The sequence below is a fragment of the Protofrankia sp. BMG5.30 genome, from assembly GCF_001983005.1.
GTDB classification, from domain to species: domain Bacteria; phylum Actinomycetota; class Actinomycetes; order Frankiales; family Frankiaceae; genus Protofrankia; species Protofrankia coriariae.
In genome coordinates, this window is the sequence record NZ_MOME01000041.1 from 1 (window position 1) to 23,001 (window position 23,001).

General features: G+C 67.9%; 20 protein-coding genes. 13 read left to right on the forward strand and 7 right to left on the reverse strand.

Features of this window, described 5'->3' with window-relative positions:
• The first annotated feature begins 442 nt into the window (after positions 1-442).
• The 13 genes from BL254_RS19640 to BL254_RS19705 all read left to right on the forward strand — a co-directional run bounded on the left by BL254_RS19640 (position 443) and on the right by BL254_RS19705 (position 13,484).
• Entirely contained in the window at positions 443-1,513 is a 1,071-nt protein-coding gene (locus BL254_RS19640) for a hypothetical protein (protein ID WP_139342408.1), read from the forward strand.
• Between the two features lie 147 nt (positions 1,514-1,660).
• Complete coding sequence (locus BL254_RS19645; protein ID WP_157180656.1) at positions 1,661-2,293, forward strand: VWA domain-containing protein; 633 nt, start codon at positions 1,661-1,663, stop codon at positions 2,291-2,293.
• A 95-nt stretch (positions 2,294-2,388) separates the two neighbouring features.
• Positions 2,389-3,138 carry a protein phosphatase 2C domain-containing protein gene (locus tag BL254_RS19650; RefSeq protein WP_175648424.1) on the forward strand — a complete coding sequence of 250 codons (750 nt, stop codon included), beginning with the start codon at positions 2,389-2,391 and terminating at the stop codon, positions 3,136-3,138.
• Positions 3,135-4,313 carry a protein kinase domain-containing protein gene (locus tag BL254_RS19655; RefSeq protein ID WP_139342409.1) on the forward strand — a complete coding sequence of 393 codons (1,179 nt, stop codon included), beginning with the start codon at positions 3,135-3,137 and terminating at the stop codon, positions 4,311-4,313. The genes BL254_RS19650 and BL254_RS19655 overlap by 4 nt, the downstream gene beginning before the upstream one ends.
• Positions 4,314-4,431: 118 nt before the next feature.
• Positions 4,432-5,157 (forward strand): VWA domain-containing protein, encoded by a 726-nt coding sequence (locus tag BL254_RS19660; RefSeq protein ID WP_052914994.1) that lies wholly within the window; start codon positions 4,432-4,434, stop codon positions 5,155-5,157.
• A 9-nt stretch (positions 5,158-5,166) separates the two neighbouring features.
• Positions 5,167-6,087, forward strand: coding sequence for a hypothetical protein (locus tag BL254_RS19665; protein ID WP_076844485.1), 921 nt, complete (start codon positions 5,167-5,169; stop codon positions 6,085-6,087).
• A 334-nt stretch (positions 6,088-6,421) separates the two neighbouring features.
• The gene (locus tag BL254_RS19670; RefSeq protein WP_139342410.1) at positions 6,422-7,225 is read left to right on the forward strand and encodes a hypothetical protein; all 804 of its coding nucleotides are present in this window, start codon (positions 6,422-6,424) and stop codon (positions 7,223-7,225) included.
• A gap of 95 nt (positions 7,226-7,320) precedes the next feature.
• The gene (locus BL254_RS19675) at positions 7,321-7,866 is read left to right on the forward strand and encodes a cytochrome c oxidase subunit 3 (protein ID WP_076844533.1); all 546 of its coding nucleotides are present in this window, start codon (positions 7,321-7,323) and stop codon (positions 7,864-7,866) included.
• A 4-nt stretch (positions 7,867-7,870) separates the two neighbouring features.
• On the forward strand, positions 7,871-8,185 hold the full coding sequence (locus BL254_RS19680; protein WP_076844489.1) for a cytochrome C oxidase subunit IV family protein: 315 nt from the start codon (positions 7,871-7,873) through the stop codon (positions 8,183-8,185).
• A 241-nt stretch (positions 8,186-8,426) separates the two neighbouring features.
• The gene (locus BL254_RS19685) at positions 8,427-9,143 is read left to right on the forward strand and encodes an SDR family NAD(P)-dependent oxidoreductase (protein ID WP_235433856.1); all 717 of its coding nucleotides are present in this window, start codon (positions 8,427-8,429) and stop codon (positions 9,141-9,143) included.
• A gap of 902 nt (positions 9,144-10,045) precedes the next feature.
• Positions 10,046-10,837, forward strand: coding sequence for an ABC transporter permease (locus BL254_RS19690; RefSeq protein WP_254858312.1), 792 nt, complete (start codon positions 10,046-10,048; stop codon positions 10,835-10,837).
• A 13-nt stretch (positions 10,838-10,850) separates the two neighbouring features.
• Positions 10,851-11,699, forward strand: coding sequence for an ABC transporter permease (locus tag BL254_RS19695; RefSeq protein ID WP_076844492.1), 849 nt, complete (start codon positions 10,851-10,853; stop codon positions 11,697-11,699).
• 546 nt (positions 11,700-12,245) lie between these two features.
• Positions 12,246-13,484 carry a glycerate kinase gene (locus BL254_RS19705; protein ID WP_083731226.1) on the forward strand — a complete coding sequence of 413 codons (1,239 nt, stop codon included), beginning with the start codon at positions 12,246-12,248 and terminating at the stop codon, positions 13,482-13,484.
• Here the strand turns inward: BL254_RS19705 and BL254_RS19710 are convergent.
• The 7 genes from BL254_RS19710 to BL254_RS19740 all read right to left on the reverse strand — a co-directional run bounded on the left by BL254_RS19710 (position 13,441) and on the right by BL254_RS19740 (position 22,825).
• Entirely contained in the window at positions 13,441-15,273 is a 1,833-nt protein-coding gene (locus BL254_RS19710) for an SdrD B-like domain-containing protein (RefSeq protein WP_076844497.1), read from the reverse strand. The two genes, BL254_RS19705 and BL254_RS19710, sit on opposite strands and share 44 nt — an antisense overlap.
• 281 nt (positions 15,274-15,554) lie before the next feature.
• Positions 15,555-16,313 carry a succinate dehydrogenase/fumarate reductase iron-sulfur subunit gene (locus BL254_RS19715; protein WP_047223233.1) on the reverse strand — a complete coding sequence of 253 codons (759 nt, stop codon included), beginning with the start codon at positions 16,311-16,313 and terminating at the stop codon, positions 15,555-15,557.
• Entirely contained in the window at positions 16,313-18,370 is a 2,058-nt protein-coding gene (locus BL254_RS19720) for a fumarate reductase/succinate dehydrogenase flavoprotein subunit (RefSeq protein ID WP_076844499.1), read from the reverse strand. Before BL254_RS19720 ends, BL254_RS19715 begins: the two co-directional genes overlap by 1 nt.
• 232 nt (positions 18,371-18,602) lie before the next feature.
• Positions 18,603-19,421, reverse strand: a complete 819-nt coding sequence (locus BL254_RS19725; protein WP_047223231.1) for a hypothetical protein — start codon at positions 19,419-19,421, stop codon at positions 18,603-18,605.
• 249 nt (positions 19,422-19,670) lie between these two features.
• On the reverse strand, positions 19,671-20,036 hold the full coding sequence (locus tag BL254_RS26365; RefSeq protein ID WP_139342411.1) for a hypothetical protein: 366 nt from the start codon (positions 20,034-20,036) through the stop codon (positions 19,671-19,673).
• 225 nt (positions 20,037-20,261) lie between these two features.
• Entirely contained in the window at positions 20,262-21,749 is a 1,488-nt protein-coding gene (locus BL254_RS19735; protein WP_076844503.1) for an NAD-dependent malic enzyme, read from the reverse strand.
• Between the two features lie 521 nt (positions 21,750-22,270).
• Complete coding sequence (locus BL254_RS19740; RefSeq protein WP_052914621.1) at positions 22,271-22,825, reverse strand: Hsp20/alpha crystallin family protein; 555 nt, start codon at positions 22,823-22,825, stop codon at positions 22,271-22,273.
• Positions 22,826-23,001 lie beyond the last annotated feature (176 nt).

A 23,001-nucleotide genomic window follows, 5' to 3' on the forward strand; every position in this document is an offset into this window, starting at 1 on the left:
CACCCCGAGCGGTTCGCGCGCCGGCCACGGCCACCCCGTCTACCCGAGACCGTGTGGATCAACCAGCCAGTCCCAAGCCAACCGAGTAACGACCAACTGTCTCATTTGACTTGACATCTACCGGTCTGCCGGCGTGCGATCCGAGGAGGAGCCGGTGGCGGCGGTCCTGCCGCGCTACCGGTCGTGCCACCTGCCGTGCCGTCGTATCGGGCCGGCGAAGCGGACCGGGCTCTGGTGGGGTCGGGCAGGGCGGTAGGTCCGGGGCAATCGGGTCGCTATGCTGGCTTTCCGCTGACTACAGTGACCTGTAGCTGTCACGAGCAGCAGTAAATGTCGGGGGGTTCCGGTGCTGCAAGGCGGTCATCACTGCCCCGTGACGGATGCCGGGCGCGTTCCGCGACGTCGGTCTCCGGGCCGGTTACGGCTCCAGACCCTGTTATCGGTGGCCGCGGCGACCGTCGTTGTGGGGCTGGCCGTTGCGGGGCTGGCTGTTGTGGTGCCGGTCGTGTCGCCGTTGTCCGCGTCTCCCGCGGCGGCCGCGCCGGCGTCCGGTCAGCAGCCGGTGTTCGTGGTGCGTGTCATGGAGCTGCCACCGCAGGTCGACCGGGCCGTTCTGGAAACCCTGAACAGCCTGCTCAACGGGATTACGGACGGCGACGGAGTCGTCGTGGCCCGGGTGACCGGCGCGTCCACGCTGCTCGGCGGGCAGGGTGAGTCGGCCGTGCTGGACGCCATCTTCGATCATCGGGCCAAACTTGCCGTCCAGGTCGCGTTGCCGGAGCGTTCGCGGGCCGGCGAGCGGCCTGATCTCGGGACGGCCGGTTCGGTGCTGCTGGCCGTGGCCGGCCACCGGTTCGCGGACGCGGACGCCGCCCGCGCGGCCCTCGCCCGCAACAGCGGCGCGGGCGGGCAGCAGACGCCCTGCGGGAGGCAGTGCCAGGAACAGGTGGCGGGTACCGAGGCGGAACGGGCATCGGGGGTGTACACCACCAACACCGATCCCTTCCTCCTGGACGTCGTCCTCAGGCGGGCGCTACAGGTGGACACGTCGGCTGTTCCGGCCGGCCTGGCCTCCACGGCCGAGCAGCCGCCCCCGTCGGGGCAGGGCGGCTCCGGCCGGTCGTTCTGGGTCTACGCACTGATCGTCATCGTGCTGCTCGGGCTGGGTGCCGCCGTGCTCCGACGGCGCGGGCTGCTGGGCAGAGGGGATGACGGCGCGGATGATGACAACGACGTCGGCGAGGACAACGGCCGGGACGACGAGGGCGGCGGGTACGGCGGCGCACGGCCGGTGTCTCCGGTTGCGCAACCGAACGTCGCCGTCGGCCCGCTCGGCATCGTACATTCCGTTTTCGGCCCGCAGGGTTATGTCGCGGTCGACGGTGGGCTCTACCGAGCGACCTGGAAGGGCCCGGGATCGAGTCGGCCCCGCGTCGGCGACCAGGTGCGGCTGACGACGCACGAGGTGGACGGACTACAGGCGTGGCCACCGTACGGCCGCTCAGGCCGGTAGTCCGTAGTGACTACGCAGACGGGGATACATCGGAAAATGGCACCTCGTAACAGCTCTGACAGGGCAGCGGATCGTCAGCAGCCGCGGGACATCATCGGGAACATTCCCATTCCCCGGCCGAGCCATCGTGTGCTCGTGGTGTTGTGCATGGACACCTCGTACTCGATGCGTGGCGAGGCGATCGACAGGCTCAACGACGCGCTTGCCGGTTGGGCGCGCAGTATGCAGGCCGGCGAGAAGATGGCGCGGACCACCGAGTTCGCGCTCATCACCTTTGGTGCCGGGGGAGTACGCAAATGGCGTGGCAGCGAGAGTTTCGATCCGCGCAGTGACCGGACCCCGTTCGTGCCGGCCCACAGTTTCCAGCCACCGAAGCTGATCGCCGACGGGGTGACACCGCTGGTCGAGGCGGTCCGACTGAGTATTTCTGTCATCGAGGCGCGCAAGCGGCAGCTGGCCCGGGACAGGGTGACCTGGAAACGTCCGCTCGTCTGGCTGGTCACCGACGGCCGGCCGACCGACGACCAGGGGCATCCGAGCTCGGACTGGCGGCCGTTGGCAGGCGAGATCCGCGGGCTGGAGGCGAACCAGAAACTGGCGCTGTTCGCGATCGGTATTCCGCCCATCGACGACCAGGGCCAGGCAACCCTGCGCGAACTGGCTCCGGAGCGAAACATGATGTATGGACGGTTCGATTTCAGCGACATTCTCGTGCAGCTGGACAGAAGCGTGGAGGACCCCAACTACAAACTGCGTGGCTACCAGCCGAGGCAGGCGTGACCCCCGGCTGGCAGCCCGTGGCCGTCCGAGGCGGTGCCGGCGGTCGGCCCGACCGGTGGCGTATCCGGGGGGCCAGCGTCCAGGGGTATTCGCACGTGCGGGAGGGCAGATGGTGCGAGGACTCCTTCGCTCACCTGTCGCTGTACGGGCGGGGGCCGCTGCCCGACGTCCACGTGCTGGCGGTGGCCGACGGCGCGGGATCCGCGCCCCGGTCGGCCGAGGGCTCCCGGCTCGCGGTCGCGATCGCCACCCGGCTGGTGCGTGACCGTGTCCATGCCGCCGGCCGCGCCACGACCGCGCCGGAACTACAGCGAATCCTGGCGGCCTCGCATGAGGAGATAGTCGCCGAGTTCCGGCGGGTCGTCGCCGCGATCGCCGGGCCGGAGCACGTCGACGAGTTCGCGACGACACTGACGGTCGTCGTCCTCGCCCATCCCGTCATCGGCTATCTCGGCATCGGGGACGGCTTCATCGTCGTCCGCACGGGTGAGGGCGGACAGGACAACCTGCACCTGCTCGACGCCGGGACCGCCGACGCCGAGCACRCCACCCACGCGGTCTTCCTGACGTCGGACACCAGCCGAGCCGCCCGGGTGAACRCCCTCTACGACCCCTGGATCAGCGGTGTGTTCATATCGACCGATGGCCTGATCCCCGCGACCCTGCGACGAGACGCCGACGGCCGGCTGGCGGTGGCCCGGGAACCGGTCATCGACACCGTGCTCAGACTGCTCGACGATGATCATTTTGATGCCTCCGGACTCGTCCGGCTGCTGTTGCGGGAGGACGTCACCGAAGTGACCCAGGACGACACGACGCTGGTGGTGGCGGTCCTGTGTCGGTGACGGAGATCTTTGTCAACGGGCGCAGGCTGACCTGTTCGACCGTGCTCGGTGTTGGAACCGAGTCGGTCGTCCACGCCGTGGACGGCGATKCCCGGCAGGCGGTGAAGATCTACCGGGAGCCCGACGTCCAGCGCACCCACCGGCTGGAGTGCATGCTGCGGGCCTTCGACGCGTCACAGTTCGTCGACCCCGGTTCCGGTCATCCGGGGCTGGTATGGCCGGAGAAACTCGCCCGCGACGCCAGCGGGGCGGTTCTCGGATACGTCATGTGGCGTTCCGATGATCAGCAGCTGAGCACGTTCTTCGAGCACTACACTCGCCTGACGAACTTCCCGGACAAGGACTGGAAGTTTCTGTTGGGGGTGGCCAGCAACTTAAGCCAGCTGGTCGCCATTCTGCACGACCAGGAGATCGTGGTAGGTGACCTGGCGCCGTCCAACATTCACGTCCGGGCGGAYGGTCTGATCAGTTTTCTCGACTGCGACTCGCTGCAGTTCCGGTACGACGGGGAGCTTTTTGCCTGCCATACCGTCACCCCGGAATATGCCGCGCCCGAACTGCTGCCCGAGCTGTCCGGCCCCAGAGGCGTCGAAACGGACCGGTTCACCCTCGCCGTGCTGGTATGCCAGTTGCTGCTGTGCGGCGACCATCCCTTCCAGGGCATTCCAGCCCGGCTGTTGGACGTCGATCCGTCACCCGAGACGAACATCCAGTACGGCATCACCGTCCTGACGGCGCCCAGCGAGGTCGAGGTCCCGGACGAGGCCGTCGAGCCCGACGTCCTTCCACCGCGGATCGCCGCGCTGGCCAGGCAGGCGTTCGGGGCGGGCCACGGCGCGGCCAATTCGCGGCCGGCCGCGCAGGAATGGGCCGAAGCCCTCGACCTGGCCTGGGACGACGTCCGGACATGCGGCAACCGGAAAGGCCACACCTACAGTGGGCATCTCCCGGAATGCCCATGGTGCGCCCGGGCCCGGAGCGGCCGTTTTGATCCGTTCCCGGCGCTGCCGGACCTGACCGGCGACGCCGGGAACGGCGTCGCCGACGGCGGTAGTGCCATCGGCGGTGGCACGGCTCCCGCCACTCCCGCCACGAAGGCTGYCAGTGTTGTGCTGGCTGTCACGATTCTGYTGTTTCTGGTGCTGGCGGTCGTCGTTGCCGTCGTCGCCCGGTAGTCCGGTGCCCGCAGGTCCGCCAGACAGGCCGGCTGCCACGCCGCCGGGCGGGCCGCGTGACGGCCGCGGACAGGGCATCGGCGGAAACAGCGTCGGCAGAAGGAGGTGGGGACAAACCGTGTACCCCGCAGACACGCACCCACGAACCACCCTGATTCCGTTCTACCTCGTAGTGGACGTCTCGCAGTCCATGGACGGGCCGCGGCTGGACACCGCGAACCTCATTCTGCAGCGGATCGGGGAGGCGCTGGCCCGCGATTCGGTCGCTGCCGCCCGGGTCCGGGTCGGCATGATCGACTTTGCCGGCGGCAGCCGGACGGTGCTGCCGTTGTGCGACCTGCTCACCACGACGACGTTCCCTCAGCTGGCGTGCCGTGACGACGGCACCCGATACGCACCCGCGTTCAACCTGTTACGGGCCACCGTCGACCGTGACCGCCGCCAGCTGGCGGCCGACGGTTTCACCGTGGGCCGCCCCGGAGTGTTCTTTCTCAGCGACGGCGAACCCTTCGACGATCCTCCCGGCGCCTGGGAGGAGGCGTTTGCCACCCTGCTTCGGGAATGCCCGACCACCCCGCACATCATTCCCTGCGCCGTCGCCGACTCGAATCCCGAGATCATGCGGGCGCTGGCTCATCCGGCGCCGACGACGCCATTGTTCATACAAAGCCGGCTGGCCAGCCCGGAAAGCGCGATCAGAAATCTGACCGAGATCATCGTACGAAGTGTCGTGACCTCGGGCCATCAGGAGATGGTAGTGATCGATGAAACGGACGTCCATGCTCTCGACACGGTCATCGTCGATCCGCCCGAGTCCTGGATCGACCCGGATGTTCGTTATTGAGAGCCTCCTGTGAAGTGGCAGAGTGTCGCTGTCGAGCGGCAGCGGCTGGGCCGGGTCGATCTGCTGAGCCGGGGTGGGCAGGCGGTCGTCTACCGGCTGCCCGAATTCGGCCTTCCCGAGGTGGGGGTGCCGCTCGTCTACAAGGAGTACCGCTCCATCGTGGGGCGGGTGCCGGCCCAGGGCCTGGYCAACATCATCGCGCTGCGGCTGGCGTTGCCGGCGGACCAGCGCCTGTGGTTCGACACGCATCTGGCCTGGCCGTTGCGGATCGTGGTCGACAGCGATGCCGCCTCCGCTCGTGCGAAGGTGCTCGGCGTCGTCATGCGGCTCATACCCGATGCCTTCTTCCAGGTTTTCCCGGCAACGGCGGGACGGTCGGAGCGCCGGCCGAGCGAAGCGCGGTCGCTGTTCGCCGGACCCGAGCAGATGCGGGCGCTCGGCCTGCCGTTCCCGGACCGTGCGCAGCGGTGGTGGCTGTGCCTGCGGCTGGCCTACCTGGTGGCGTTCCTGCACAACCAGGGCATCGTCTTCGGCGACATCTCCGCCCGTAACGTCCTCTACCGTCTGCGACCGACACCGGACGTGCTCCTGGTGGACTGTGACGCGGTGCGGAAGGTCGGTAACGCGGCGGTCGTCGATCAGGGCCACACGCCGGACTTCTTTCCCCCGGTGATACACGAACCGCAGTCGATCAGCTCCGATCTGTTCAAGCTCKGCCTGTTCATCGTCCGTATCCTCGCGCCCGGCCGGACGGTCACGCCGGAGAGCGCCACGCGAGCTGTCGAGGATGTGCTCGACCGGACCGGTGTGGATCTTGTGCGGGCCAGTCTGTCCGCCGACCCGAGGGCCCGGCCGGCTGCGCTTGTCTGGTACCGCTATCTGCGCTCCGGCGCGGGTTCCCATCCCAGGACGCTGCCGCTCGGGGAGTGATGCAGCCGGTATCGTCCAGGAGGGTGCCGTCGGCTGGTGAGATTTGACAGATCTTGGTGTGGAGCCACGTTGCCGCACGATCTGGGAAAAAATCATACGTCTGTGTGTCGTCGTGGACACGGCGACATTGACACAGGTCACACGGCCAACTATGGTCGGCAGAAAACAATCACTTGTTTGTTAATGTGATCACCGTCTGGAGTGTCGAGTTTGTTGCTGGCTGTGGCAGTCGCGCGCGGGGAGGCGCGAAGGTGGATCATGCTGGCACAAAGTAGGACATAACGGGCTATTCGGCCCGCCTACACCACCTCGACCGAGGGAGAAGGAGGGTCCTGTGAGCGCTACCGATGTCATCACGTCCCCTGTGGGAGGGGAAACAAGCAGAAACGGCTCCAGTCCAGCTCGGGCCGAGCGCCAAAGCATGAGCCGCAACTCGCAGTTACTTGTCGCATGGTGCGGTCCGGCCATGGTCGTTTTATTTGTGATCGGGAGCGTCTGGCTCGCTCGGTACTTCCCACCCGCCATCCACCCGAGCGATTCCCCGCAGGAGGTTGCSCAATACTACCGGGACCACAAGGACGCCATCCGCGTCGGTCTCGTGTTCACCTGTCTGGCCTACGCACTGATGGGCGTCTGGGGCGTGTGCATGGCTGTCCAGACCCGGCGCAAGGAGGGGCTCTTCCCGGTTCTGACCTACGTCCARCTGACCTGTATGGCCGCGGGTACCGCACAGATCGTCGTGAACTGCGGTCTCTGGGCCACCGCGGCCTTCCGCGCCGGGGACGTGTCACCGGAGATCACGCAGGCGTTCAACGACGCGGGCTTCATCATCCTGCTCGGCACCTGGATGCCGTTCACGATCTGGGCCATCGCGCTCGGACTGAACATCCTGCTGGACAGGACGACACCGGTTTTCCCGCGCTGGACGGGATACTTCAGCATCTGGTCAGGCGTGTGCTTCATGCCCGGTGGGACGGTCTGGTTCTTCAAGAGYGGGCCATTCGGCTGGACCGGTGTGGTGTGCCTGTGGATACCGTTCATGGTCTTCGGCGCCTGGGTGCTGTACTTCAGCTACCTGTCGATGCAGAACGTCAAGCGCGGCTTCGTCYATGAGCAAGATCTTTCCATCGTGTCGTGACCATGAGCGTGCCGTCCGCGGTGGATCCGTTCGCGGATCCGTTCGCCTCGCACACCGCGAGGGYGCCCCGGTGGCGCCCTCGCGGCGGAGGCCGGGTGCCGGGCGAGATCGGCATCTGGGTTTTCATCTTCGGGGACATGCTCGTCTTCGGGTTGTTCTTCGGTGTGTTCGTCTACGAACGGTCGCGGRGCGTCGAGCTTTTCGAACACGCTCACGAGACCATGGACCTGACGTTCGGCGCGGTGAACACGTTGTTGTTGCTGACCGGGTCGATGTTCGTCGTGCTGGGCCTGAACACGCTGCGCGGAGGGGCTTCCCGGACCGGCTCGCGGATGATTCTCGTCACGCTGCTCTGCGGCGCTGGCTTCGTCCTCAACAAGTACCTGGAGTACTCGGACAAGATTGACGCGGGACACACACCGTCGGTCAACAGCTTCTACATGTACTACTTCGTCTTCACCGGTATCCACCTGTTGCACCTGCTGATCGGAATGATCGGTCTTGTGATCATGTACAGGATTGCCCGCAAGCCGGTCCTGGAGGCCAGGGACATACGTAATCTTGAGGCCGGAGCCTGCTACTGGCATCTTGTCGACCTGCTMTGGATCGTTCTGTTCGCGCTGCTGTACCTGATGAGGTGACCAGATGTCGACGCATGTCGGGAGCACCGTCGTCAAGGGTTCTGCTGCCAGGATTTCTGTCGTCAGGAATCCCACCGTTGTCTCCTGGCTCGCGCTCATGGGCGCGACCGTGCTCTCCTGGTATCTCGGGGAAGGTCACGGCGCCCGGGAGGYCGCGACGGTCGGTGTGATTGTGGTGGCGTTTTTCAAGGTGTACCTCGTCGGCCGGTACTTCATGGAACTCCGGGAAGCTCCGCAGATACTGCATCTTCTGTTCGCCGGGTGGGCCGTGGTGGTGTGTGTGGTTCTCGTGGCCATGTACCTCACTGCCGGCGACTAAAACGAGCGGCCGATGCCGTGGTGCGGGGCCGTGTTTTCCGGAGGCGTGACCGGTGTCTTTCCCGAGCGTGTCCGTTGCCGATCGTGGTGCTGTTCAGGAACGAACAGTTGTTTTATACTGAAATGACTGTGACCGTGGCCGACGGGGTATCACGGTCCTCAGTAAGTCGACAGGACGGAAGGGGCATGCTGTGACTGCATCAGAATCAGGCGGAAGTGCTCTTCTTGAGGGACGTACGGTTTTGATTACCGGCGCCGGCTCCGGTATTGGTAGAACGACCGCGCACCTGGCGGCCGAGGCGGGCGCTCTCGTCATCGCGATCGACCTGAAAGGTCAGGACGAGACAGCCGCGGCCATCACCGAGGCCGGCGGCAGGGCCGAGGCCCGGGCGCTCGATGTCTCGGATGCCGCAGCCTGGCAGATCCTCGTGGACGGCGTGATCGAGTCGCATGGCTCCATCCACGGGCTCGCCAGTATCGCCGGTATCGTGTCGGATGTCGACAGCCTGCTCTCGCAGACGGAAGAGGGCTGGGACCGCATTCTCGCCGTCGATCTCAAGGGTGTCTGGCTCGGTGCGAGGGCCGTGGTCCCGGCCCTGCTGGAAAACGGTGGCGGAAAGATCGTCAATATTGCGTCGACGGCGGGTCTCATTGGTATGCAGAATGTGCTCGCCTACTCCGCGGCCAAGGGCGGGGTCATCGCTCTGTCACGACAGGTGGCCGTCGAGTACGCCGCGCGCAACATCCAGATCAATGTCATTGCTCCAGGCGTCACCCAGACGCCCATGCTGGGCGACATCACGGAGGAGCTGCTCACCACGGTTACGGCGGCTACTCCGTCGGGTCGGTTGGGCCGGCCGGAGGACGTCGGTAACCTGGTCGTCTACCTGCTGAGCCCAAAGAGCGACTTCATCACCGGCCAGGTCATCCCGGTGGACGGAGGCTGGACGGCCCAGTAGAGGAGCGTCGGCGTTGCCCGTCGCCGGGCTGTCCTGCGAATTTCTGGCCTGGGTCGGTTCATGCCGATTACAGCGGATYCCACGGGCGCGGGTGTGCTGACCGGGAAAGTGCTCCTGGCCTGGTGCGGTGCGGCGCGGCGCGCGCCCTGACAGCAGGTCGTCGACAGGGCTGGTAGACGCTTTCCAGGTGGCGTCCACAGGCTGGTGGATGGAGCCGTTGGCCGGGGCTGCTGGCTGCGCCGTCGTCAGCAGGACCACGTATGGCTTCGTATGACCTGGCCAGCGCACCTCGGCGGGCCGCACCCGCACCAAGCGTCGGGGGTGTACAGCCGCCGGCCCGCGGGACGACCTGCCCGGATGAGGGGATACATCTCCCTCGTTGCCCTTCCGCCTGTTGCGAGCCTGTTGTTCGGGCGTGACACGGATGTGCCCGAAAAGTGCCGATAATGCTATTGGTCTGCAGTTCGCTCGTATGGTGCCCAAAATATGTGACGGCGATGGTCCGGTCATAGGGAAAACGCGGCGGATCCTGCCGGGAGAAGCGCTCCTGGAAGGCCTTCTGACGGCCGCCGGGTACAAAGTCACGATTGATCGGTGACGCTCGCCGCCTGCCAGTACGGCTCTTTCGGACGGTCATTTTTCTTCGGTGGGCGAGAGAAGTGGCAGGTGCTCTCTTTCTGTCGTCCGAAATCTGATCGGCAGGGATGGTTGTGATGCGTCTGGAACTGTAGTTTTTCTCGCCGTCGCGAGTGTCGGAAGGGACGGAAATTCCGTTGACGACGGTGCGGTGGATCCGTGGACGTGATGCACCGCCCAACTGATCAAGGAGACAGATGACACAGCAGGTTGCGACCGAACCTGGCAGCCACCGCTCACGTTCCGGTTCCATCGCCGGGAGCGTTATGACAGTGCTGCCACCGCTCCTTCAGCGAGTGGTCGTCGACGTCGGACAGAGCGGGCAGTTACTCGGGCGGCTGGTGTCCACAGCGGTACGCCAGCCACGCGGGTACTGGGGGAGCACCCGTGACGAGATGTACGCGATGCTGCGCTTCTGCTGGCTGCCGTGCACGCTCGCGGTCGGCGGCTTCACCTTCCTCATCGCGAACTACGCGTACGACCTGCTCAGCCTGCTCGGCGGGCACAACCGGATAGGCACCTACTTCGTGATGGCGAGTATCCGGGAGATCTCGCCGTTCTGTACCGGCATGGCCGTCGCGGGGGTGATGGGCACGGCCATGACCGCGGACCTCGGCGCCCGGCGCATCCGGGAGGAGCTCGACGCGCTGAAGGTGCTCGGGGTCGACGCGACGCGCACGCTGGTGCTCCCCCGGGTACTTGCTATCACGATCATGACGGTGGCCTTCACCATCATCGGYRGYCTGCTCGGCATCATCATGGCCATGATCTCCGCGACCGTRYTYGGCACGACGTCCRYCGGTGGYTAYTTYGSWARYTTCCTGTCGAGCCTGACCGCYCCCGAGCTGGTCGGTGTTCTGATCAAGTCCACGCTYACCGGCCTGTTCATCGGCRTCGTCTGCGCGCAGAAAGGGCTCACCGTGCGTGGTGGGTCGGAGGGTGTCGGACGGGCAGTCAACGAGGCGGTGGTGCTGTGTTTCGCCGCCGTATGGGTGATCAACTTCGTGGCGAACGCGACGATGCTGGGCCTGAACCCCGACATGTTGGTGAACCGGTGAAAGGCGTTCGACGATGACCGTGACCGACGAGCGGAAAGAGGCCACGCCGGAGCCGGTGAGCAGCGGTGGCGGTGGCTTCGGTTCCTACAGCAGTGACCGGTCGTTGGTGTACGACCTCGGTGAGATCGCCAGGTTCGCGGCGACCTCCGTGCGCCGCATGCCGGGTGTGCGGCACTACGGCTCCGAGGTGTTACGCCAGGCCGGGATCATGATCCTGTCCAGTTCTGGGATCATCTGGTTCATGATGGCCATGCTGGCCGCGGAGGCCTCGTTGGAAGGCCACTATCTTCTCAGCCAGCTGGGCGCCGGCAGTTATACGGGAGTGTTCACCTCGACGGCTGACTACACGGTCGCCCCCGAGATGTGGGGGTGGATTCTCTCGGCGAAGGTCGCCTGCGGGCTGGTCGCCGAGCTCGGCTCGATGCGGATCAGCGAGGAGATAGACGCGCTTGAGGTCATGGGCCTCGACTCGCACTCGTATCTCATCAGCACCCGGCTGCTCGCAAYCATCRTCGTCACGCCGTTCATGTTCATCRYRGGCACCGGGATCATGTACTRCGTCMASTAYGTGCTGAACGTGCACGTGTTCCACAGTGTGTCCGCGGGTGGGTATCTCTCCGTCTTCTGGGCCTTCCAGACCCGGYAGGACGTGCTGTTGTCGCTGGCCATGGGTGCGATCATGGGAATGATGATTGTCATCGTCGGCTGTTACTACGGGTACACGGCCAGCGGTGGGCCGGTCGGGGTCGGCAAGAACACGGCGAAGTCCATGGTGATCAATCTGGTCATCGTCAGCGTGGTCGGGGCGGTGTTCCAGCAGATGTTCTTCGGGTCGCTGACGCGCGCGCCCATCGGGTACTAGACCATGTCCGGCAGATGTTCGACCGCATGGGCGGCACCGCGTTCGTCTCGCTCGACACCCGTCAGAGACGGCACGGCGCGATGAGTGACGCGATGTTGGCGCAGTTCGCGTTCRCTGCCGTGTTCTTCGTTATCGGATGCTGGGGGCGACGACATGCCRCCGATCTCGTTTCTCGGGCCCTTTCCCGCGAAGCGCGGACGGCAAAGGAACAGTCGCTGCGTCGGGGGGCAYGCTACTGCCAGATCGTCGCGGTGCTCTTCATCGTGTTCGGGGCGACCGGGCAGACCTTTCCCCTTGGCCTCCCATTTGACGGTCCCATGTAACGGGAAACACGGATCGTGATGGCAGCACTGTCGATCGGATACGGGCGAGACCCGGGCTGGGAGGTGCCCGCGCCAGGCCGGTGCGGGCACCACGGCGACGGCAGGATGCTTCCGCGCGCTCGGGTGGCCTGTTCCACGGCACACCCCCTTCCTGGCCGGCGTCACGCGTCTTCCGGACGCTGGGGCTGGCCGCGGCAGGTCCTGGCATGCTGGGCTGGCGGCTGTGACGCGTGTTGTGCTGGCACCCGACAAGTTCAAGGGATCGTTGAGCGCCGCCGAGGTGTGCGCGGCGTTGGCCGAGGGGCTGCGCGCGGCCCGCCCGGACGTGCACACGGTGTCCCTGCCGGTGGCGGACGGCGGTGACGGCACGGTCGAGGCCGCGCTGTCAGCGGGATACCGGCGGGTCGCGGTGACCGCGGAGGGGCCCACGGGTGAGCTTGTCGACACGGCCTACGCCGAGCGCGACGGCACCGCGATCGTCGAACTGGCCGATGCCTGCGGCCTGCGTCGGTTGCCGGGCGGACGTCCCGCGCCGCTGGCGGCGTCCAGCTACGGGGTCGGGCAGGTGGTCGCTGCCGCTCTGCGCGCCGGCTGCCGACGGGTGGTGCTCGGTATCGGGGGGAGCGCGAGCACCGATGGCGGTGCCGGGCTGGTTGAGGCGCTGGGCGCTGTCCTACTTCCCGAAAGCCCTGAAAGCCCCGAAAGCCCCGGGAGTCCAGAGCGTCCCGGGAGTCCCGCGGGGCGGCGGCGTCACCGGGGTGGGGGTGCTCTTGCCGCCCTCGACGGCGTCGATCTGTCCGGGCTGGACCCACGGCTGCGTGACACCGAGCTGATAGTCGCCTGCGACGTCGACAACCCGCTGCTGGGCCCGCACGGCGCGGCTGCCGTGTACGGCCCGCAGAAGGGCGCCACACCGGACGACGTCGCTTTCCTGGAACGGGTGCTGGCCCGCTGGGCGACGATCGTGATGTCCGCGACCGGGACCGATCATCGATGGGCGCCGGGGGCGGGGGCCGCCGGTGGTGTCGGCTTCGCCGCCCTGTCGCTGCTCGGCGCCCGGCTGTGTCCCGGGATCGACCTGATACTCGATCTTGTCGGTATTGACGACGCGCTGCTCGGGGCCGATCTGGTGGTGACGGGGGAGGGGTCGCTCGACGAGCAGACACTGCGTGGGAAGGCCCCGGCCGGGGTGGCGGCCCGGGCGCGTGCGGCCGGCGTACCGGTCGTCGCGGTGGCGGGACGCTCGCTGCTGGATTCCGCGGCGCTGACCGGCGCCGGTTTCTCGGCGGTGCGCACCCTCGCCGAGCTGGAACCGGATGAGCGGGTGAGCCTGTCCCAGGCGGCTGACCTGCTGCGCCGTCTCGCGCCCCGACTGATCGATCGGTCCTGGYCGGATGGTCCGGCCTGTTCCGTGGCCGCTACCCGTCCCGCTGGTCGTACGGAGGCCGGCGACGGAAGATGACCATTGCTGGGATGCCGACGGCGAGCAGCGCCGCGAACGCCGCGAGCGGAAGGAAGGCACCGCCGGAGCCCCCCGTCCGGTCGGAGCGTAGGGACCGCGCTATCGTGTAGGCCTCCTCGGTGTTCTCCGTCGGCCTGACCTGCCCAGTCTGGACCGCCCGCACGGATTCGACCGGTTGCACGGCGAAGGTGTATCCGGTCGCGCTGCTACCGACCCGGTCGAGGACGATGTTGCTGAACGTGTCCGGGTCGAGGATCGCGCGGATGGCGGATCTGYCGCGCGAGGTGTCCTGTTGGACGGCGTACACGCCTGGCACAAGGTCGTCGAACGCCCATTCTCCGGACGCGTCGGTGGTGGTCTCCCGCAGGATGGCCGTCCCGTCCGGGCTTGTGCCGGTCAGTTGGATGGCCACGTCAGGCGCGGCGGACTCGCCCGCGTCCTGTCGCCCGTCGCGGTCGGCGTCCAGGTAGGCGTTGCCGCTGATACTGGAGCGGGCCGAGGCGCCGAAGTCGCCGAACGGTCTGAGCAGATCGGCCAGCTGCCGATGACCTTCGCTGTTCGGATGGTAGATCAGGCTCTGGTCGAGGGCGAGGAAGCCGTCGAGGAACTCGTGTATCCAGCGGTCCGGATTTCGCTGGTCGACGGCGGGGTCCGGTTCGTGGCCGGCGAAACGGCATTTGACGGTGTCGACCACGGTGACGAAACGGCCCGGCGTACCGACCGAATCCGCCGGCAGGGCGTCCAGCGAGCAGCTGTGCGCGTCGGGGTCGGAGGGCCCGGTGAAACCCAACGAGCGGTTCACCGTGTCCGCGGCGGCGATCTGCATGCCGTCCCCGCGGTCGCCGAGTTCCCGGACCGCGGCGGACGGGTCGAAGACCGTCCCGTTCAGGGCGTCCCGTGCGCCTGGTGGCAGGTAGTGTTCCCGGCTGGACAGGTACGGATAGGTGACCAGGGCCACCCGCCCCCCGGGYGGCATCCGCTCCCGCAGGCGGGTGAGCAGGGTGACCAGGCGGCTGCGGACCTCCGTGAGCTCGTCCGTTGCCCGCTCGGTGAGCCGTTCGCATTCGGCGATGTCCCCGGCGGGTATCCCGAAGAGCTTCGGAACATCGAAGGCGAAGCAGCGCAGCACGATGTCGGAGAACTGGACGTCGTTGCCGCCGATCGTCAGCAGGACCAGGTCGGTGTCCGCGCCGACCGCGTCGAGCTGCGGTGTGACCACCCGGGTGCACACGGCGGACGCGATGCCGTAGGTGACATCGACCGGGCCGATATCGGCGGTTTCCTCCGACCCGAACCCGGACGAGCAGTCCCGCGACAGGCGGTCAGAGACGGCGGGATCGTTCGCGGTCTCGCCGCCGCGCAGTGGGGTCCGGTAGGTGTGCTGATCAATCCTGCGTGGGTTGAGAAGATCGTTCGTGGTGGCGCCGCTGCACGCCCGGTTGACATAGGTGACGTCGTATCCGCGTTCGTCGCGCAGCCACTGGGCATATTGTTCGCCCCAGTTCACTGTCGAACGGTGGCATCCACGTGGTCCGTCACCGGTGTCGTAGGTGCCGGCGCCCGCGCCGTTCCCGGCGGCGTACGAATCGCCGAGCTGGACGATCGAAAGGTGGGGGGTCACCACGTCCGCGGCGTTCCCCGGCTGGGGGGCGGCGGTTTGCGTCGGGGTGGTCCGCACGGTGGGGTCGCCCGGTTCGGCGGCGGCGGGCCGCCCCGTAATGATCAGAATCGTGAGAAGGGCCGTGGGGACGACGACTCCGGCGGTGATCCGGAAACCCGGCCCACCCACGGTGCGAAAGGAAAACGATCGAGCTGTTTCTGGTCTTTCGGTCGTCCCTGATATGAGGACGGATCCGCATCCGGCCACCGCGTCGCCCCCGAAGCCTGAGCCGTTATTGGCACACCTGAAAGCGGCACACGTGGAAGTGCCGAATACATTTCGATGCGAAGGGTAACCGACTCGGTCGTGACGGGCAAGCATGGCGCCGGGACGGGATGCCGGGCCGGCGCCGGGGGGCTCAGCGCCAAGGTGGGCAGGGATGCGGGCAGACTGGCGCCGGGGCGGGCGGGTCAGCGCCGACGGCGCAGGATGCGGTTGCCGAGCCGCGTGATCGGGTCGTATGCGGTGTCGACGACCCTTTCCTTGAGCGGAATGATGGCGTTGTCGGTGATCGAGATGTGCTCCGGGCAGACTTCCGTGCAGCATTTCGTGATGTTGCAGTACCCGATGCCGGCCCGTCCGCGCAGCAGATCTCGCCGATCATGTGTGTCCAACGGGTGCATTTCCAGTTCGGCATACCGGATCATCAACCGTGGGCCGGCGAAGACGGGCTTGTTCTCCTCGTGGTCGCGGATGACATGGCAGACCGTCTGGCACAGGAAGCACTCGATGCACGTGCGGAACTCCTGGACGCGGTCGACGTCGGACTGCTTCATCCGGTGGTGCCCGTCGTCCCCTGCCGGTGCTCCCGGGGCGAACGCCGGCACCTGCGCGGCCTTCTCGTAGTTGTACGAGACGTCGGTGACCAGATCCCGGATCACCGGGAACGTCCGCAGCGGCGTCACCGTGACGGTGTCCGTGGGCGCGAACAGGTTCAGCCGGGTCATGCACGTCAGCCGGGGGCGGCCGTTCACCTCGGCGCTGCACGACCCGCACTTGCCGGCCTTGCAGTTCCACCGGACGGCCAGATCGGGCGCCTGCGTCTGCTGGAGCCGGTGCAGCGCGTCCAGGACGACCATGCCCTCCTCGACACCGACCGTGTAGTCCTGGAGATCACCGCTGTCGGAATCGCCCCGCCACACCCGCAGTGAAAGATCGTAGGCTGCCATCAGGAGCCCTTCCCACCGGCCGGTGCGCCCCGATCCGCCCGGGATTCCGCACCGGCATCCTCGAACAATGYGGCCAGCTCCGGTGGCATCGCGGGCAGGGRCTCGGTGGTGAGCACGAGCCGCCCGTCACGCAGCCGGAGCACGTGGTTCAGCGTCGCGAACGCCGGGTCCGCRGACGGGTAGTCGTCGCGGGTGTGCCCGCCGCGGCTTTCCCGGCGGGCCAGCGCGGCCGTGGTGATGCACTCCGCGACGGTGAGCAGCGATCCCAGGTCGAGGGCGAGATGCCAGCCCGGGTTGTACTGGCGGTGCCCGACGACCGCGACGTGCCGTGCGCGGGAGCGCAGCGTCTCGATCTCCTTGAGTGCCCGGACCAGCTCGGACTCGGTCCGGATGATCCCGACCAGGCGTTGCATCACGTCCTGGATGTCGTTCTGGAGCTGGTAGGGGTTTTCCGGCGGATGGGACGGCGAGACGCTGGTCCCGGCGCTGTCCCTGGCGGAGGTGGTACCCCCGGCGGAGCTGGCGGTGCCCTCGGCGGAGGCGGTGCCGGCCTGCGCGGAGCCCGGGGTGAGGGCCGCCGCGAAGGGCGCGAGGGCCGCCGCGGCCGTCGCGTCGATCTGCGCGTCGTCGGCCACGGCCCGCTTGTGCGCCGGTAGCGACTGGGCGTAACGGGCCGCGTGCAGCCCTGCCCGCCGTCCGAAGACCAGCAGGTCGGACAGGGAGTTGCCGCCGAGCCGGTTGGAGCCGTGCATGCCGGCGGCGCACTCGCCCGCGGCGAACAGCCCAGGTACGGTCGCCGCGGCGGTCGACGGGTCGACCTTGATGCCACCCATGACGTAGTGGCAGGTCGGGCCGACCTCCATCGGCTCCCGGGTGATGTCGACGTCGGCGAGTTCGGTGAACTGGTGGTACATCGACGGCAGCCGGCGGCGGATGTACTCCGGGTCGCGGCGCGAGGCGATGTCGAGATGGACCCCGCCGTGCGGTGAGCCGCGGCCAGCCTTGATCTCGGCGTTGATGGCCCGCGCCACCTCGTCGCGGGGGAGCAGTTCCGGCGGACGGCGGGCGGTCTTCTTGTCCGTGTACCAGCGGTCGGCCTCCTCCTCGGAGTCGGCGGTCTCGGCGGCGAAGACCGGTGGGATGTAGTCGAACATGAAGCGGCGCCCCTCGGAGTTGAGCAGCACGCCACCGTCGCCCCGGACACCTTCGGTGACGAGGATTCCCTTCACCGAAGGTGGCCAGACCATCCCGGTGGGATGGAACTGGACGAACTCCATGTCCATCAGCGCGGCCCCGGCCCACAGCGCGAGCGCGTGGCCGTCGCCGGTGTACTCCCACGAGTTCGACGTCACCTGGTAGGACTTGCCGATCCCCCCGGTGGCGAGCACCACCGCGGGCGCGTCGAAACGCACGAAGGTGCCGGACTCGCGCCAGTACGCGAAGGCGCCAGCGATCCGCCCGGCCACGCGCGCCGAGCTGCGCTCGCGCGCCGGGGCGGACAGTGCCTCGGGTTCGTCCGACGCCCGCCCGGCGCCCGGCCTATCCGCTGCCCCCGGCACGGTCAGCAGGCGCAGCACCGTGCACTCCATGAAGACGTCGATCCTCTTGCTGATCAGCCGGTTCTGCAGAGTGCGGATCAGCTCGAGGCCGGTACGGTCCCCGACGTGCGCGAGCCGGGCGAAACGGTGACCGCCGAAGTCGCGCTGGAGGATCCGGCCGTCCGGCGTCCGGTCGAAGACCGCGCCCCATTCCTCCAGTTCCCAGACCCGTGCCGGGGCCTCCTCGGCGTGGATCCGGGCCATCTGCCACTGGTTGAGCATCTTCCCGCCGCGCATCGTGTCGCGGAAGTGCGTCTGCCAGTTGTCCTCGGGCCAGACATTGCCCATCGCGGCCGCGATACCACCCTCGGCCATCACGGTGTGGGCCTTGCCGAGCAGGCTCTTGCAGACGACGGCGACCCGGGCACCCTGCTCATGCGCTTCCAGCGCGGCCCGCAGGCCCGCTCCGCCCGCGCCGATCACGACGACGTCGTATGTGTGTCTTTCCGATGTGCTCATGGTTTATGTGGTCACCACCGCACGTTGTTCGCGGGATGCCTGGTTCACCAGGTGTCCGGCCGGCAAAGTACGTCTGATCCGTGTATGTCCGATCCGTGGGATGTACCCAGCCTGGTGGGGCGTCCGGTTCATGGGATTCATGGGATTCATGGGACGCCGGATCCGCGCCGGTCCTGGCGCCGGCGGGATCCGGACGGGTGTGCGGCGGCGACACCTCGGAGCGCCCGGCACCTCAGGCCACCCAGTGGTAGTCGTGCAGATGCCCTGCCGCGACCAGCCAGATGTAGAGGTCGGTTATCATGATCCACAGCAGGCTCGCCCAGGCCCACACCATGTGCCGCCGGTTGAGCGCCGACACCGCCTGCCACATCTGTCGGCGTATCGGATGCGCCGACAGCGTCCGCAGCCCGCCCCCGCACAGATGCCGGAAGGAATGGCAGGAAAAGGTGTAAAGACCCAGTAGGACCACGTTGACCACGAGCATGCCGGTACCGACCCCGACGCCGAAATGACCGTCGAAACCGAACGCCCCGACGGCCTCATAGGCGAGCAGGCCGATGAACAGTATGCCGAAATAGAGGAAATAGCGGTGCACGTTCTGCATGATCAGCGGCAGCCGGGTCTCGCCGCTGTATTTCCGCCGGGCGTCCGGCACCGCGCAGGCCGGTGGTGCCCACCAGAACGACCGGTAGTACGCCTTCCGGTAGTAATAGCAGGTAAGTCGGAAACCGAGTGGAAAAATCAGGATCGGTATGGCGGGCGAGATCCAGGGAAGATCGCCGAAGAATCCGGAGCCGAGCGCGTCGCGCGGGCAGGAGTCGGTCAGGCAGGGTGAATAGAACGGTGACAGGTACGGGTCGGCGTAGTAGGCGGCGTTCCGGAACGCCGCCCACATGCCATAGCCGACGAAGCCGGTGAGGACCGCCACCGTGACGGCGGGCGTCACCCACCAGCGGTCCTGCCGCAGGCTCGCCCGGGCCGCGCCGCCGCGGCCGGTGGCCGTGCCGGCGGGTCCCCGACCGTCGGCACGGGTGTGCGTCTGCGTCGCCATAGCACTCCCCGCCCTTGTGAGGCCTCCGGAGCGGCGCGAGAGGAGCCATGGTCGCGTGGCCGTCGGTCTGCCGGCCCTACTGGGCCTTCAGCCTGCCGGCCACCCGCCGTCAGCCGTTGGAGGCGCGATCAGGGTAACCCGGGTCGCTCGTGATCGCGCCTCCAGTGGTTACTTTCCGTGGTGGTGGTCGTGTCGTCGGTCGATGCCGGCGTCAAGCTGTGGTCCGTGCTCCGGATCGCCGTCGCGGCGTCACACCCGGGCGCGTCGCCGTCGCGACGACACGGCGCGATGCCGCTGCCAGCCGCCGGCGACGCCCTCGTCGTCGCATTCTGGCTGGAATTCCGACTCACCGTGGCGGGCCGGTACGAACACCGGCTCGGGGGATTCGCGGGTAGTGTCTGTTGGCGGTTTGTCGGAACTGTCGATTTCCGTCGGAACGACGGTTTCGGCGGCCAGGTCGTCAATGTCCTCCATGACCCGGCGGACGTCCGCCGCCAGTCGATCGGCAGCCCTTGAGTTCGGTGCCTGAATGCGCAGGCGCTGGATATGGCGTTGTGCTTCCTGAACCGCTGTGGTTACGGCAGAAAGCTCCCCCCGCAGGCTTGTCGACTGCACGATTCGCCACCTCCGTGGTACTCCGGTCACCGGTCGACGGTGGCCTGGACGGGTGTCCGTGTCCGTGGAAAACCACCGTGCCGGTCATGTGCATGAAATATTGCGTTCACATAGCAGTATGATCCGGATGATGGCGAACCGGCCAGCGGGACGGACTTTTTTCCCGTCTCGAAGTGCCTGAAGTCGGTCGCGGCCCCGTCCGGCCACGGCCTGGCTGGTCGTGGGCTAAGGTTGATCGGCCAGTGCCTGCCGCGCCACTGTGCCGACCGCAACCGCACTGACTGCCTCGGTACTGACTGCCACGGCGCTGACAGCCATGGCGCTGACAGCTACGGCGCTGACAGCCTCGGCCACGGCCGGCATCACGCGCTCGTCGAAGACGCTCGGCACGATGTGGAGCGGGTTGATCTCGTCCTCGCGCAGCACCGCCGCCAGCGCGTGGGCCGCGGCAAGGAGCATGTCCTCGGTGATGTCACGGGCCCGGGAGTCCAGCAGCCCCCGGAAGACGCCGGGAAAGGCCAGCACGTTGTTGATCTGGTTCGGCTCGTCCGAGCGGCCGGTCGCGACGACCGTCGCATACATACGGGCGTCCGCGGGGTCGACCTCGGGGTCCGGGTTGGCCAGCGCGAAGACGATCGCGTCGTCGGCCATGGTCGCGATGTCCGCGCCGGTGAGGATGCCCGGCGCGGACACGCCGATGAACACGTCGGCGCCGATCAGGGCGTCCCGCAGCGTCCCGGTGATCCTGCCCGGGTTGGTGTGCGCGCAGATCCACCGGCCGTTGTCGTCCAGGTCGTCGCGGGCCGGCGAGATGATCCCACCGATGTCGGACGCGATCACGCTGCCGCCCGCGCGGCCCGCGCCGGCCCGCAGCAGCAGGCGCAGGATGGCCGTGCCCGCCGCGCCCGCCCCGCTGGTGACGATCCGTACGGAGCCCAGCGACCTGCCGACGATCCGCAGCGCGTTGGTGAGGGCGGCGAGAACGACGATCGCGGTGCCGTGCTGGTCGTCGTGGAAGACCGGTATGTCGAGCAGGCCGCGCAGCCGCCGTTCGATCTCGAAGCAGCGGGGCGCGGCGATGTCCTCGAGGTTGATGCCGCCGAAGACGGGCGCGAGCAGCGCCACCGTGCGCACGATCTCGTCGACGTCCTGGGTGTCGAGGCAGATCGGCCACGCGTCGATGTCCGCGAACCGTTTGAACAGCGCGGCCTTGCCCTCCATCACCGGGATCGCGGCGGTGGGGCCGATGTTGCCCAGGCCAAGCACGGCCGAGCCGTCCGAGACCACCGCGACGCTGTTGCGCTTGACCGTCAGCCGCCGGGCGTCGTCGGGCCGGTCGGCGATGGCCAGGCACACCCGGGCGACACCGGGGGTGTAGGCCATGGACAGGTCGTCGCGGGTCCGTAGCGCGACCTTGCTCGCGACTTCGATCTTCCCACCGAGGTGCAGCAGGAACACCCGGTCGCTGACTCGCCGGACGACGAAGTCCGGCATGTGGCGCAGGGTCTCGGCGATGGCCTGTGCCTGCTCGGCGTCAACGCACAGGCAGGTCATGTCCAGCACGAGCCGGCCCGCGTGCGRCTCCGCGACGTCGAGGGCGGTGACCACCGCGCCCAGTTTGCCGACGGCGGTGGTGATCTCACCGACGGTCTGTGACGATGCGGGTACGTCGAGGCGCACCGTTATCGAGAACGAAACGCTGGGGACGGCCACGAACGTGCTCCATCTGTCGTTCGAGCGACAACGTGGGCAGGTGCCCGCATCGATGCTCGCAGCCGCGGTCCCGAATCCGGCGTAGGCCAGGGCGTGGCAGCAAAGATCACAGGGAGCGGGGACGGCGGGAGCGGGGATATCCGGCATGGGGCGCCGGCCTTGCCCGGCCCGCGCAGGACGCGCCCGGCCTGCCATGACGCGCCCAGCCCGGGCCGGGATGCGCCGACCGGGCCGGAACACGATGGCCAGGACGTTGCGCGGCCAGGACACGTCTTCGGACACCGGGGGAAGTACCCGGGACAGTTGGCGCTGGCAGGCGCCCGGGGCAGCAGGTGAGCAGCCGGTGGCCGACAACGTGCCGCCCGCCCGCCGGAACGGGTGGCCCTGACGGGCGGGCGGCAGAAGAGCACCGCTTCCGTCCGGTCGGCCGTCGCCTGCCGCCGTCGCAGGCCGGTGGCAGGCAGGCCGGACAGGCGGACGTGGACAGCGGGCGGAAGCGTGGGGAGTTCCGGCCAGGACGGTCAGGACGTCGCGGGGCGGAAGCCGGACTCGGTGCCCCGTCCGGATGCCGTGGCGCCGCCGGCCTGCTCGCTCCGGCCGTTCTTCTCGCCGGCCTCGAGCACGGGGACGTGCCGGCTCGACGTCGCGGACACCTTCGACAGGCGTAGCTGCAGCACCCCGTCCGCGAGCCGGGCCTCGGAGCTTTCCGCGTTGACGTCCCCGGGCAGCCGTACGGCGTACTCGTACCGGCCGGTGCGGCGCGCCTGCTGGCGCATCACTCCGCTGCGCTCCCGCTCGGTGATCTCGGCGGCGATGGTGACCTCGTTCCCCCGGACGTCGATGTTGACGGCCTGTGCGGGCACACCGGGCAGGTCCGCGTCGATGAGGTAGGAGTCCTCGGTCTCCTCCACGTCGACCGCCGGCGCCCAGGAACGCCGCTCCCTGGCCGTCAGCTCCGGGAACGAGACGTCGAGCAGCCGTCCCATCCTCTCGTAGAGGTCGCCGAACTCGGCGAACGGGTCCCACCCGCGTCGGGTGAGGGGGCCCGGACGGCTGAGCACAGACGGAACGGTCATGGTCGATCACTCCTTCGCGGTTGTTCCTGGCGACTCACTGCTGGCGATGGGCCCGACGCGACCGGTGACAGGCGGTGGGACGCCGGCACGCGGTGCCGGTATGCCGGCTGGTGCGCCTCCCGGGGTGGGCACCACCCCATACGGCTCCTTTCCGTTACCCGGGCAGGCAAACGGCG